Below are 12750 nucleotides of genomic sequence, written 5' to 3'. Positions count from 1 at the left end.
GATCAGTCCCGGGGGTCTGCCTCGCTGAGCCAGACCTGGGTGGGGCGGATGAAGAGCAGCACCAGCGAGACGGCGGCAGGGAGCATGAAGGCCAGGCCGAGGGGCACCGCGCCGCCGGAGAGGAAGCTGAAGGACAGCACCACGATCAGCAGCTGGAGCACCATGGCTGGGGTGCGGGCGCCCTGGGCACCGAGGAAGATCCGGAAGCCGAGCAGCACCAGGACCAGCCCGAAGAGCACGTAGAGCACCACCAGAGCGATCTGGCCAGCGGTGTCGAGGACCTGGGGCGGAGAGGTCACCGCCCCGGCAATCGTGCTGAAGACCACCGCGAGCCCCTGGACGAAGTGGACCAGGAAGAGCACCCACACTCCCAGCGGTCGGGGCCGCGCCTGGACGAAGCGCCGCGGCGGACGCGGGGCGTTGAAATCCGGCTGCACGGAGTCATCTGAGGCCATATCACCATTGAACCACTGACCGGCCCGTCTTCCGGGCCGCCGCCCTCCCCGGGACGCCCCGGCTGCCACCCCTGTCTGACAAGGGCCTTTTCCTCAACCTGAGAATTCTGTGACAAAGTACACACTGTTTCGCAGTCATTTCAGTGGTGCGAACTCTTGTTTGCCAGGCGTTAACATGCCAGCCTTGATTGCGTACTTATTCGGGATGGCAGAACACCTCACCCGAGGTCTGGAGATGTACAGCCATCCAGGCACTGCGGATCATTCGGACCGTGGAACATTCTGTCGCCTGGAAGCGGATGTGACTCCCTAGAGACCCCCGCACGAGCACCTCACCATGAGGCTCGGTCGAGGAATCGCCGCTGAATGCCCAATGACCCGAACATCGGCGCCCACGAGGCGCCCTAGGAGTAGTGATCCCATGGATTGGCGCAGCCGAGCAGCCTGCCTGGACAAGGACCCCGAGCTTTTCTTCCCCGTCGGCAACACCGGACCAGCCCTGCTTCAGATCGAAGAGGCCAAGAGCGTCTGCCGTCGGTGTCCCGTGATGGACACCTGCCTGCAGTGGGCGCTGGAGACCGGACAGGACTCAGGAGTCTGGGGCGGCATGAGCGAGGACGAGCGCCGGGCGCTCAAGCGCCGGGCAGCGCGCGCCCGCCGCGCCTCCTGAGATCTCACCCCCCACTCTTCAACGACGCGGCGAGGATCGGCGCACGGAGCTTCACCCGTGTACCCGTCCTCGCCGTTTCTGTGCCCGCCGCAGCCTCGGTGCCCGCGGCAGCCTCGAGCGCCGAGGGGATCCCCGCGCTCTCCCATTCGATCGAGCCTGAGAGCTCCCCGCGCACCAGGGTGCGCACGATCCGCAGCCCCAGCCCAGGTTCCCATTCCTGCTCGGGCAGCCCCACGCCGTCGTCGGTGAGCTCAAGCTCCAGACGCTGACGTCCCGCAGCGTCGGCATGGCGCTGCACGCTCATGGTCACGTGCAGCTCGCGGTGCGCCGGATCCGGGCCGAAGCCGTGCTCCACCGCGTTGGCGACGATCTCGGTGATCACCAGCGCCAGCGGGGTGACCATGTCCGGAGGGAGCTGGCCGAAGCTGCCGTGCAGCGCGGTGATCACCTGCCGATCGGACTGGGCCATCTCGGCGGCGAGGTACAGCTGACGACGCATCATGTCGTCGACGTCGACCGTCTCCTCCAAGCCCTTGGAGAGCGAATCGTGGACCATCGCGATGGTCTCCACCCGTCGCATCGCCCGACCCAGTCCCTCCCGGCCCTCCTGGGAGTCCATCCGCCGCGACTGCATCCGCAGGAGCGCCGAGACGGTCTGCAGGTTGTTCTTCACCCGATGGTGGATCTCCTTGATCGTGGCGTCCTTGCTCATCAGCTGCTTGTCCCGGCGGCGCAGCTCGGTGACGTCGCGGCAGAGCACCAGCGCGGCGAAGCGCTCCCCGCCGCGCTCCTTGTGGGAGGCGCCGTAGAGCGGGATCGAGCGCAGCGTCACCGCGGCGCCGTGTGCCTCCAGCTCGGCGCGCATTGCGCGGCGACCGGTGAGCATCATCGGCTGGGATTCATCGACCACCACCCCGGTGGCGCGCTGCAACTCGGAACCGATCCCGGCCAGGGAGCGTCCCTCCAGGGTGTCGGAGACGCCCAGGCGCAGCAGCGCCGAGACCGCATTGGGCGAGGCGAAGGTGATCCGGCCCTCGGCGTCGAGGCGCAGCAGCCCGTCACCCACCCGGGGGGCGCCGCCGTAGCCGGTGAACTCCTGGCTCGCGTCGGGCCAGCGACCCTCCGCCGCCATGACCAGCAGGTCCTCGGCGCAGCGCCGGTAGGTCAGCTCCAGCCGGGAGGGGCTGCGCATCGCGGCCACCGCGAAGTGCAGCGTGATCACTCCGACGGTCCGGCCGCGGTGGATCAGCGGGATGGCCTGGACTCGCATCCGCGCCGGGGAGGGCTGGCCCTGGTCCGAGGAGTTGGTCTCCACCTGGGAGGTCCAGGCGCGTTCCACCATCGGCTTCAGGTCCGCGCGGATCCGGTCCCCGACCACGTCTCGGTGGATCAGGGTCTGCGTGGTCGAGGGCCGGGCCTGGGCCAGCGCGATGAAGGACCGGTCCGCGGAGGAGAGGAACCCCTCTTCGGTGTGCGGGAACCACAGCACCACATCGGAGAACGCCAGATCCGAGAGCAGCTGCCAGTCCCCCACCAGGGCATGCAGCCACTCCACGTCGTCCTGGGAGAGGTGGCGGTGTCCGACGAGCGGATCCTGGAAGACAGCCATATCAGGACTCCTCGGTGCACACGGTGAGGGGATTCTTACAACGACGATGACGGCTCACGAGTCGACCAGGCCCCGCAGGTGCCGAAGCAGCACGGTCAGCGAGGCGATGTTGTCATCAGCCAGCGCGTCCACCTCCGCGACCAGCTTCTCAGCCCGGGCCAGCTTGGCCCCGTTGTCCTGCTTCCACTCCTGAAGCCGCTCCTCCGGGGCGGACCCCGAGGAGGTTGCGCGCAGCACGGCGGAGGTGATGCCGGCCATTGCGCCGTAGAGCTCGTCGCGCTGGGCTCCGCGGGCCAGGGCCTGCCACTTGTCCTCGCGCGGGAGGTTGGTGATCCGGTTCAGCAGCGCATCGGCGCTGAACTCGGCATAGACCGCGTAGTAGACCCCGGCGACCTCGCGGGAGTCCAGCTCGAGATCTCGGGCCAAGGTGGCGATGTCCAGCAGCGTGAAGGCCTCGAAGAGCTGCGAGACCCAGGTCGCCAGCTGCTCCGGCATGCCCGCCTCCAACGCCTCGGCGTGGAGCCGCTCGACCCGCTCGCGGTCATCCCCGCGCAGGTAGCTGGTGAGCTCGCCATAGAGCGGGGTGATGTGACCCGCGAAGGTCTCCACGTCTTCGCGGACCGAGGTGCCGCGGCTGACGTGGTTGATGAACCAGCGCACGGCGCGGTCCAGCAGTCGGCGCATGTCCCGGTAGGTGTTCGCCCAGGCACCTCGGTCGAAGCTGACCGGCAGCTCGCGCATGGCCGCGTCGAAGTCCTCGAGCGCGAAGAGCTCGCGCACGGCCACGAAGGACCGGACCACCTGCTCCTCGGCGGCGAAGGTCTCCTCGATGGCACGGAAGACGAAGGCGGCGCCACCCACGTTGATCACGTCGTTGGCCACCACATTGGCGATGATCTCGCGGTGCAGCGGGTGTCGGGAGAGCTGGTCGGAGAACCGCTCACGCAGCGGGGCCGGGAAGTACTGCTGGAGGGTGACCTCGAACCAGTCGTCGTCGGGCACCGAGTTCTCCACCAGTGCTGCCTTGAGCTGGATCTTTGCGTAGGCGGCCAGCACCGAGAGCTCCGGGGAGGTGAGGATCCGCTGGCTGTTCGCGGCGCGCTCGGCGAAGACCTCGTCACTGGGCAGCACCTCGAGCTCGCGGTCCAGGCCCACGGTCTCCTCGAGCCAGCTGATCAGCCGCTGGAAGCTCGGGGACCACTCCCCCACGCGGTGCCGGTCGGTCATCAGCAGCATGTTCTGGTCCCGGTTGGTCTCCAGGACCAGCGCGGCCACGTCCTCGGTCATCGAGCTCAGCAGCTCGCTGCGCTCCTCCGTCTCGAGATGCCCCGATTCCACCAGCTGGTCGATGAGGATCTTGATGTTGACCTCGTGGTCGGAGCAGTCGACTCCGGCGGAGTTGTCGATCGCATCGGTGTTCAGCAGCACCCCGTTCTGGGCCGCCTCGATCCGGCCGGCCTGGGTGAGCCCCAGGTTGCCGCCCTCCCCGACCACGCGGGCGCGCAGCTCTCCGCCGTCGACCCGGATCGCGTTGTTCGCGCGATCCCCGACCTGGTCGTGGGTCTCGGTGGAGGCCTTCACATAGGTGCCGATCCCGCCGTTGTAGAACAGATCCACCGGCGCCTTGAGCAGCGCGTTGATCAGCTCCGGGGGCGTGAGCCGCTGCTGGGACTCGGGCAGGTCGAAGCGACGGCGCATCGGCTCGGTGATCTCGATGGTCTTGGCGGTGCGGGAGAAGACCCCGCCGCCCTCAGAGATCAGCTCCAGGTTGTATTCGCCCCAGCCGGAGCGCTGGGCGGTGAAGAGCCGCTGCCGCTCGGCGAAGCTGGCGGCGGGGTCGGGGTCCGGGTCGATGAAGATGTGCAGGTGGTTGAACGCCGCGACCAGCCCGATGTGCTCGGAGAGCAGCATCCCGTTGCCGAACACGTCCCCGCCCATATCCCCGATGCCCATGACCGTGAAGTCCTCGCGCTGGGTGTCCAGGCCCAGCTCGGAGAAGTGGGACTTCACCGATTCCCAGGCGCCGCGGGCGGTGATGCCCATGGCCTTGTGGTCATAGCCCACCGAGCCGCCCGAGGCGAAGGCGTCCCCGAGCCAGTGCCCGTACTCCTTGCTGATCGCGTTCGCGGTGTCGGAGAAGGTCGCGGTGCCCTTGTCAGCGGCGACGACCAGGTAGGCGTCGTCGCCGTCGTGCCGGACGACCCGGTCGGGGTGGGTGATGACGATCTGCCCATCGCGTTCACTCTGGTTGTCGGTGATGTCGAGCAGGGCGCGGATGAAGATCTTGTACGCGTCCTGACCTGCCTCGACCCAGGCGCCGCGGTCCGCGGTCGGGTCCGGGAGCTGCTTGGGGAAGAAGCCGCCCTTCGCGCCGGAGGGCACGATCACCGCATTCTTGGCCATCTGCGCCTTCACCAGGCCCAGCACCTCGGTGCGGAAGTCCTCGCGCCGATCGGACCAGCGCAGCCCGCCGCGAGCGACCTTCGCGAAGCGCAGGTGCACGCCCTCGACCTGCGGGGAGTAGACCCAGATCTCGTGGGCCGGGCGCGGCGCCGGGGCGGCGTCGATGGTCGCCGGGGTCAGCTTCAGCGAGAGCCAGTCCCGACCCTGATAGAGGTTGGTGCGCTGGGTGGAGTCGATGAGGTTCAGCAGGGCGCTGAGCACCCGGTCGGCGTCCAGCGTGCGCACCTGCTCCAGCGCCTCGAGGACTCGCTCGCGGGCCGTCGCGCTCTGTTCCTCACGGTCTCCTTCGAGGTCAGGGTCGAACCGTGCCTCGAAGTAGTCCACCAGCGCCAGCGCCATCTCGGGGTTGCTCAGCAGCGAGTCCGCCACGAAGCTGTAGGAGTTGGTGCTGCCGAGCTGACGGTAGTACTTCGCGTAGGCGCGCAGCACCGTGACGCTGCGGATGCTCAGGCCCAGCCGCAGCACCAGCTGCGAGAAGATGTCTGACTCCGCGCGACCGATCAGGACCTGCTGGTAGGCCTCCTGGAGCAGCCCGATGGTCGCGTCCGCGTCCACCGACTCGGGGTAGAACAGTCCCAGGTCATAGAGGTGGAACGTGGCTCCATCGGGGCAGTGCAGCGTGTAGGACCGCTCGTCGAGGACCTCCAGCCCGAAGTCGTCGATCACCGGCAGCGTATCGGTGAGCGTCTTGGGCTCGGTGAGGTAGAGCTTCAGCCGCATGTCCGCCACCCCGTCCTCCCCGGAACGGTAGAAGCTCATCCGCGGCACGGCCTGGCCCTTCGCGGCAGTCGCCTCCAGTGCTTCGAACTGGGCGGCGTCGGCGAGCGCGTCCTGAACCTCGTAGAGCACCCGGTAGTCCTCCGGGAACGCCTCGGCCCAGCGGGCCGCGACGGCGCGGGCATGGGAGGAGGAGTAGCGTTCCCGCGCCTCCGCGGCGATCCCCTCGGACCAGGAGCGCACAGCCCGGGTCAGCCGCTGCTCCAGCTCCTGCTGGGTGCCGGATGGCTCAGCGGCGTCGTCGGCGAGGCGAAGCCGGAAGAACACCCGGGCCAGCACCGAGTCGGTGAGCCGGACGTTGAAGTCGATGGACTCGGCGTCGATGTAGCCCAGCAGCTCCTGCTCGATCCGCCGACGCACCGCGGTGTTGTAGCGGTCCCTGGGCAGGTAGACCAGAGCGGTCATGAACCGGCCGTAGTGGTCTCGGCGCAGGAAGAGCTTGACCCGGCGCCGCTCCTGGAGTTGCATGATCTGCCAGGTGGCCTGCTCGACCTCGTCGATCTCCATCTGCAGCAGCTCATTGCGCGGATAGGTCTCGAGGATCTGCATCAGGTCGTTGCCTGAATGCGAGTCCGCCGCGAAGCCGGAACGGCGCAGCAGCTGCTCGGCGCGGGAGCGCAGCAGCGGGATGTTCACGATCGATTCGCTGTAGGCGCGCTCGCTGAAGAGTCCGATGAATCGGCGCTCGCCCTTGACGGTGCCGTCGTCGTGGAAGGTCTTGACCGCCACGTAGTCCATGTAGGTGCGGCGACGCACGGTGGAGCGCGAGTTGGCCTTGGTGACGACCAGGGCGCGGCGCTGCCCGGCTCGCTGCCGACCGGCGGCGGAGAGCTCGGTGGAACGCCGGGTGATCGGTCTGCCGTTCTTGTCGGCGAGGATCCCGAGCCCGGTCCCGGTGAGCGGGTCCAGGTGCACGGAGCCGTCCGGGTAGTCGGCGAGCTGATACTCGCGGTAGCCCAGGAACAGGAAGTTCCCCGAGCCCATCCACTGCAGCAGGTCGGCTGACTCCTCGGACTCCGGGAGGTCGGTCGCCTCGCGCAGCGCGTGTCCTGCGGCCTTGACCTGGGCGATCATCCGCTCCTGGTCCCGGTGGCTGACCTTCACATCGTGCAGGATCTTGTGCAGCCCGCCGATGAGTGTCTCCACCTCCTCCTCAGAGATCACCCGGTCGAGCTCGATGGTGATCCAGGATTCGATCTTGACCAGGTGCTGCTCGTCGAAGATCGCGGTGAGGTTCGGCAGGGTCTGGGTGTCGCCGGAGGAGACTCCGCGGTGTTCCGCGGGCAGGGACTTCACCGTGACCAGCGCACCGGTGTCGGTGCTGCGGCTGCTCAGCAGGATCGGGTGCACCACCAGGGAGATGCCGTGGTCGTGGCGGGTCACCTCCGCGGTGACCGAGTCCACCAGGTAGGGCATGTCGTCGGTGACGACCTGGACCAGGCTCTGACCCCCGACGTCGACCACCTGGACCACCGGGGAGGAGTCGGTCCGGGTCTCGGCGAGGCGCAGGTGCTCCTGCACTCGCTTCTGCTGGCGGTCGGCGCTGACCTGCTGGCGATCCTCACTGGCGATATGGGCGTAATAGGCATCGGTCAATGTCTCAAGATCGGCGTCATTGCTGGTCCAAAGAATTGTCTCGGCGGGCATGTGAACTCTCGCTCTTTCTGCTGATATGGAGTACGCGCGGTCCGGGACCCCATGAGGGCCGGACCACGCGTTGCCTGTGCCGCTCAGCCTACCGCCTGCCCCGAGCGCGCAGGCCGCGACGGCGCACCTGGAGATCGACGCCGGCAAGCCGTGCGATGCTGCGGCGGAGCGCGGAATCGGGGGCTGCCTCGGCCAGGACCTGACCATGGAGCAGCGAGGCATCGCAGCCGGCTGGGTCCCAGGGCAGGAACGCCTGGATCCGAGCGGCGGGGCCGAGCCGGAGCCAGGTCTGGCTCAGCTGATCCCGGGGCGAGCGGCCGATCACCTCGCTGCGTACCTTGTTGATGACCACCTCCAGCTGCGCGAGCGAGCCGCCCTCGACGGCGAGCTCCAGGGCCTCCACGGCCTTGACCAGACGCGGGAAGCTCACCGGATCGGCCGCTCCGACGGCGAGGAGCCGGTCGGCCAGCCGCAGGCAGGTCAGGGTCGCGGCGTTGCGCTGGGGCGCAGTGGTGTCGAAGCTGAGCTCCTCGTCCTCCTCGACCGGGGCGGCGACGTCGATGATCACATGCGCGTAGTGGCTGCGAACCAGCTCCAGCACGGCGCTGAGGCTGCGCTCGCGCAGCTCCGGCCAGCGCTGGGCGCGCGGCAGTCCGGAGAGCAGGCTCAGTTCGGCGCCGCTGATCTGCACCGACGCGGTGGCAGACTCCAGCGCGGCGGTGTCCAGCCGGCCCAGGTCGGCCGCGCGGCAGACCCGCGCCAGCCCGGCGGTCTCCTCCATCAGCCCCAGCTGCGCCACGAGTGAGGCGGCGATGGTGTCCGCGTCGATCAGCAGCACCGAGGCGCCCTGGAGGGCGAGCTCTGCAGCGAGGTTGACCGCCACCGTGCTGCGGCCGGGACTGCCCGGGGCACCCCAGACCGCGGTGATGCCGCCGGGAGCGCCGGGGAGGCCGCGGGGCGGAGCGTCCTCCGGCTCGGGCGGGTCACCCTGGGTGGTTGAGTTCTCCCGGGCGGTTGAGTCTTCCGGCTCGAGTGCGCCGTGAGTCTTGGGGTCTCGGGGCCCAGACCTGCCGCTGCCGGTGTGCGGCCCTCGGTGGTTCGTGTCCCCGTTCCTGCTGTGCTGCACCTGCACCTGCGGCACGGAGGAGAGGAATCCGTTGGTCGGACACGGGCTGGAGCCGGGGAGGTCTGCGCCGCCCACCGGCTCGCCGCCCATCAGGGCCTGCGCCAGCGCCGTCGGACTCACCTCGTCGGTGAAGCTGAGCACCCCGAGCCGCTGTAGACGGCTCCGCTCCTCCGCGACGTGGGAGATCACGACGACGTGTCGCCCGCCTGCCTGAAGCTCACTGAGCACCGTGGAGGTGAGCTGCTGGGTCTCGCCGATGATCAGCGCGGCGTCGGCCCGTCCGGTGCGGCAGACGGCGATCAGCTCAGGAAGGTCGGTGCAGCGGCGTTCAATCGTGACGGGACCCTGGAGACCTTCCACGGCGGCGATATGGTCGACGCCGAGCCGACCCATGGTGACCACGGCCCATCTGCTCATCTATGCCTCGTCCTCGGGTGCAGACTCGTCTCCAGGGCCTGGGTCCCCTTCCGATTCTGGGTCTTCTTCCGGGTCTGGGCCAGGCTCCGCCGGGGCACCGACCGGCACCACCGAGAGAGTCGCGGCCGAGCTGGTGGCACCGAGCAGTCCGGGAAGCTCCTCCGGATCCACCAGGAGTTCCACCGTGACGCGTTCCTGGGCTCCGAAGGTGGTGCTGGGCTCGGTGATCACCGAGACCTGGGCGCCGTCGGCGATCTGCTCCACCTGGACCTCTTCCTGCGCCCCCAGCGTTCCGGCGTCAGCGGCCCAGACATCGACGAGCCGTCCGGGCTCCACACCTCTGGCGAGCGTGTGCTCGACCGTGATGGTCATCGCCTGCCGCCCCTGCGGGTCTTCCTCCGCCAGGGCGCGGCGCGGGATCAGCTCGCCTTCATCCACCATGGCGATGAACTCGGTGCCGTCGGGCAGCGCGTCGGCCACCAGGAGATAGGCCTCGGAGAGCTCGTCGATCTGAACCTCGACCACGCGCAGATCTTCGGTGGAGAACCGGTCCCCCACAGTCAGCAGGCGGTCCGCGGCATAGACCTCGGTGGTGCGATTCTGTGTGGTCATCAGGGCGATCACACCGGAGACCGAGAGCACCACGATGAGCACGCCCGCGAGCAGCCGCGGGTCTCTCCAGCTTGGTCGGCGCAGGCGCTGGGCGGCGGACGTGGAGCTGGGGGCCGGCTGCGGACGGGGTCGTGAGTCGGCGCTCGGCGGGGAATGGGGCTCAGGCATGGCGTCTCCCTGGCTGACGGCCCGCCAGCGCGGGCGCACAGGGCTCAGCGTAGATACCCGCTCCTCAGATGACAACGGGTGCAGCAGAATCTGTGCAGAACCTTTCAGATTCCGCGGCGTGAAGAACTCTGATTCCACCGACGCTGCGTGGGAGAATAGCGGAAACGACACCAAACGACACCCTGGATCACGGAGGCCCATGATGCGACGGTTCTTGACCCTTCCCGATGTGGCGGAGGCGTTGAACATCTCTATGTCGCAGACTCGGGCGCTGATCAAGACCGGCGATCTGGAGGGCATCCAGATCGGGGGTCGCGGTCAGTGGCGGGTCGAGGAGGCCAAGCTCGACGAATACATCGAGCGCCAGTACGCAGCTCAGCGTGAGTCCCGCGCCGGCACCGCCGGAGGGACTGGGACCTCGATCGACGATCCGGCTCACACGACCCAGACCTGAGCGTGGTGAGAGCCTAGTCGAGGTCGGACCCCTCGCTGCGGAACCAGGACACCGCGTGCAGCGGGACGACGCGCAGGGCTCGCGCTCCCCCGTGCCGGGGCAGCAGGCCCTCTGCTGAGAGCGGCAGGATCTCGACGAAGTCCCGGCCTGCCGCCGCGATGAGGCCCGCGGCCAGGAGACCCTGAGCACCAAAGACGCTGACCGGAGCGCGGTCCCTGGCCAGACGCCGCAGCGGCGCCGTGATGCCGAGCCGCCTGCGGACCGCGCTCGGTTCGCTGCGCACCGCCGCGCGAGCCATGCCGTCGACCGCGAAGATGCTGGAGAGCGGCACCAGGACGCTGTGCTGCCGGATCGTCCCGGCCAGCCAGTCCGCCCCGACGGTGCCGACTCGCACATCGAGCCGCTGTCCGCCCGAGACCTGCAGACCCAGCTGCCGATCCTGATGCCCCCGCAGCCGATCAGCAAACTCCATCCGCGAGGCCTCGAGCCTCGAGGCGTCCGCCAGCGCGGCGGCGAACTCGGCGGTCTGCGCTGCCTCCAGCTGAGTCTCGAGGTCCGCAAACAATGCATCCCAGCGCATATCGGTCCCATCTCCTGACCTGCGGTCTGGTCCCGAGGCTACAGGATCCTCCCCAGCCCTATCGATGATCCATCGTGACTGTGTACACTCTAAAAACACTAAACACGATCAAACATCATCTAAAAGTGACCAGGATGGGCATCATGGGTATTCGCCGCGCAGCTTGGACCCCGACACGCGAGGGAGGAGTCCCTGCACCAGGACTGCAGGACCTGCTGCTGAGCGCCGCATTCATCGCGAGCGGACCCGCTTTGTGGTGCTTCGCCACCCTGATCCTCAGCGATCGACCTGAGATCTCGACTCTGCTCGGCCAGATCCAGCACCAGCACCAGCCGGGCATCAAGGCGGCCGAGACGCTGCTGGGCCTGCTCGCCGCCGCGGCGGGGATACTCATCAGCGCCGGCGCGATCATCGCAGTGCTGGCGCTGCTCGCCCAGCAGATCGCCCATCGGTGCGACGCCTGGACCCTGGAGCGGGCGCTGATGCGATGGAGTCCGGGCTTCCTGCGCCGCACCGTGGCACTGACACTGGGCACCGGGCTCGCACTGACCGCGGTGGGCGCCGACTCATGGCCCCGTCCGCCGGAGACCTCCGCCTCGCAGACCCCCGCTTCGCAGACCAGCGGCGCGACGGACTCCGTCCTGTTCGACGCAGCCGAACCCGAGGCCACCGAGCCGGACACCGCAGAACGAGACACGGCAGAGCCGGACACCCCAGAGCCGTCACCGGAGACGGCTCGGCCACCTTCCGGGCTGTTCACCCCCGAGGACCCGACGCTGAACACCGACCGGCTCCAGGGGGTGCCCCAACGCCGCGGGTCCGAGCCGGAACAGGTCGTGGTCCGCCTGGGGGATTCACTATGGGAGATCGCTGCGGAGCACCTGGGCTCAGACGCGACGGATTGGGAGATCGCCGCGAGCTGGCCCCAGTGGTACGCGGCGAATCGGGACAGGATCGGCGACGACCCCGGGATCATCCATCCGGGAACGATCCTGAACGCCCCGTCTCCGTGACACCCGAACGGCATCACTCAGATACACGCGAACCACCCGGGAGAAGACATGTCAGTCAGTCCAGCAGATCGTCAGCCCACATCATCTCCGGAGGCGCGGACGCAGGCGAGCAATGCGGTCCGAGAGCCGTCGCGGGAGGATCCGCTGGATTCCCTGCGCGCGTTCCTGGAGGCTGATCCCCAGCTTCGGGGCCGCACCAGGATCGTTCCCGCCCCGGGCTCGCCATGGCCGACCCAGGATCCCTCTTCGACGGCGAGCTATCGGCTCCGGCGCGAGGATGAGGTCCCGGCGCTGATGCGTCGGCTGCGGGGAGAGCGAGAACCTGCGGGCAACCGTCGACCACCGGGCGAGCCGCCCACAGTGCTTGCCAGCTATCGGGAGGAGCGCCGGCAGATCTGCGCCATCTCGCGCATCGTCTGCCAGGTCACCACGGAGGTGCTGCAGGGCGTGCGTCCGGCCGGTCAGCTCCAGCGGTGGCTCGATCTCGATGTGCAGCAGAAGATGGCAGAACGCGCCGCCCTGCTCGCAGAGAGCCGACGCTCCGGAACCCGAGGTTCAACCCGGTCCAGACCAGGCACCTCGGACACGATCCCGCGCCCGCAGCCGCTGAACTTCGGGCATCTGCGCGCTGAGCGCGTCGCGCGAGGTGCGTGGGAGGTCTCCGTGGTGTTCGGCGACGGCAGACGCGTCAGGGCATGCGCCCTGCGCCTTGAGGCCCACCGGCGGCGCTGGCGCGTGGTGGCGATGGAGCTGGGCTGA

The 12750-nt window shown here is 68.7% G+C and carries 10 protein-coding genes; 4 read left to right on the top strand and 6 right to left on the bottom strand.

Features of this window, described 5'->3' with window-relative positions; all coding sequences use genetic code 11:
• Window positions 1-2: 2 nt before the first annotated feature.
• The gene (locus ACHAA4_RS12985; protein WP_435774603.1) at window positions 3-455 is read right to left on the bottom strand and encodes a hypothetical protein; all 453 of its coding nucleotides are present in this window, start codon (window positions 453-455) and stop codon (window positions 3-5) included.
• A 421-nt stretch (window positions 456-876) separates the two neighbouring features.
• On the opposite strand from ACHAA4_RS12985, the gene ACHAA4_RS12980 reads away from it, so the two are divergent.
• Window positions 877-1125: a WhiB family transcriptional regulator gene (locus tag ACHAA4_RS12980; RefSeq protein ID WP_036474112.1), complete on the top strand. Its 249-nt coding sequence runs from the start codon at window positions 877-879 to the stop codon at window positions 1123-1125.
• A gap of 4 nt (window positions 1126-1129) precedes the next feature.
• On the opposite strand, the gene ACHAA4_RS12975 is transcribed toward ACHAA4_RS12980, so the two are convergent.
• From ACHAA4_RS12975 to ACHAA4_RS12960, 4 genes are all read right to left on the bottom strand, one after another.
• A complete protein-coding gene (locus ACHAA4_RS12975; RefSeq protein ID WP_435774602.1) occupies window positions 1130-2734 on the bottom strand; it encodes a sensor histidine kinase in 1605 nt (534 codons plus the stop codon).
• Between the two features lie 54 nt (window positions 2735-2788).
• Entirely contained in the window at window positions 2789-7621 is a 4833-nt protein-coding gene (locus ACHAA4_RS12970; RefSeq protein WP_435774601.1) for an NAD-glutamate dehydrogenase, read from the bottom strand.
• Window positions 7622-7709: 88 nt separating this feature from the next.
• Window positions 7710-9164, bottom strand: coding sequence for a CpaE/TadZ family protein (locus tag ACHAA4_RS12965; protein ID WP_435774600.1), 1455 nt, complete (start codon window positions 9162-9164; stop codon window positions 7710-7712).
• A complete protein-coding gene (locus ACHAA4_RS12960) occupies window positions 9165-9944 on the bottom strand; it encodes a hypothetical protein (protein WP_435774599.1) in 780 nt (259 codons plus the stop codon).
• A gap of 199 nt (window positions 9945-10143) precedes the next feature.
• On the opposite strand from ACHAA4_RS12960, the gene ACHAA4_RS12955 reads away from it, so the two are divergent.
• Window positions 10144-10398: a helix-turn-helix domain-containing protein gene (locus ACHAA4_RS12955; RefSeq protein WP_435774598.1), complete on the top strand. Its 255-nt coding sequence runs from the start codon at window positions 10144-10146 to the stop codon at window positions 10396-10398.
• A 13-nt stretch (window positions 10399-10411) separates the two neighbouring features.
• On the opposite strand, the gene ACHAA4_RS12950 is transcribed toward ACHAA4_RS12955, so the two are convergent.
• Window positions 10412-10978 (bottom strand): hypothetical protein, encoded by a 567-nt coding sequence (locus tag ACHAA4_RS12950; RefSeq protein WP_435774597.1) that lies wholly within the window; start codon window positions 10976-10978, stop codon window positions 10412-10414.
• 143 nt (window positions 10979-11121) lie between these two features.
• On the opposite strand from ACHAA4_RS12950, the gene ACHAA4_RS12945 reads away from it, so the two are divergent.
• Together ACHAA4_RS12945 and ACHAA4_RS12940 are read left to right on the top strand one after the other, a co-directional pair.
• On the top strand, window positions 11122-11991 hold the full coding sequence (locus tag ACHAA4_RS12945; RefSeq protein ID WP_435774596.1) for a LysM peptidoglycan-binding domain-containing protein: 870 nt from the start codon (window positions 11122-11124) through the stop codon (window positions 11989-11991).
• Window positions 11992-12039: 48 nt separating this feature from the next.
• Window positions 12040-12750, top strand: a complete 711-nt coding sequence (locus tag ACHAA4_RS12940) for an Rv3235 family protein (RefSeq protein ID WP_435774595.1) — start codon at window positions 12040-12042, stop codon at window positions 12748-12750.

This window comes from Nesterenkonia maliinae, assembly GCF_051262655.1.
Classification (GTDB): Bacteria; Actinomycetota; Actinomycetes; order Actinomycetales; family Micrococcaceae; genus Nesterenkonia.
Note: the sequence above shows the minus strand (reverse complement) of the source record. Positions and strands in the feature narration are given on the sequence as shown.

Excerpts from the sequence above, each read along its gene's own strand:
- ACHAA4_RS12985 (WP_435774603.1), bottom strand. The coding sequence starts at position 455 with ATGGCCTCAGATGACTCCGTGCAGCCGGATTTCAACGCCCCGCGTCCG.
- ACHAA4_RS12980 (WP_036474112.1), top strand. The coding sequence starts at position 877 with ATGGATTGGCGCAGCCGAGCAGCCTGCCTGGACAAGGACCCCGAGCTT.
- ACHAA4_RS12975 (WP_435774602.1), bottom strand. The coding sequence starts at position 2,734 with ATGGCTGTCTTCCAGGATCCGCTCGTCGGACACCGCCACCTCTCCCAG.
- ACHAA4_RS12970 (WP_435774601.1), bottom strand. The coding sequence starts at position 7,621 with ATGCCCGCCGAGACAATTCTTTGGACCAGCAATGACGCCGATCTTGAG.
- ACHAA4_RS12965 (WP_435774600.1), bottom strand. The coding sequence starts at position 9,164 with ATGAGCAGATGGGCCGTGGTCACCATGGGTCGGCTCGGCGTCGACCAT.
- ACHAA4_RS12960 (WP_435774599.1), bottom strand. The coding sequence starts at position 9,944 with ATGCCTGAGCCCCATTCCCCGCCGAGCGCCGACTCACGACCCCGTCCG.
- ACHAA4_RS12955 (WP_435774598.1), top strand. The coding sequence starts at position 10,144 with ATGATGCGACGGTTCTTGACCCTTCCCGATGTGGCGGAGGCGTTGAAC.
- ACHAA4_RS12950 (WP_435774597.1), bottom strand. The coding sequence starts at position 10,978 with ATGCGCTGGGATGCATTGTTTGCGGACCTCGAGACTCAGCTGGAGGCA.
- ACHAA4_RS12945 (WP_435774596.1), top strand. The coding sequence starts at position 11,122 with ATGGGTATTCGCCGCGCAGCTTGGACCCCGACACGCGAGGGAGGAGTC.
- ACHAA4_RS12940 (WP_435774595.1), top strand. The coding sequence starts at position 12,040 with ATGTCAGTCAGTCCAGCAGATCGTCAGCCCACATCATCTCCGGAGGCG.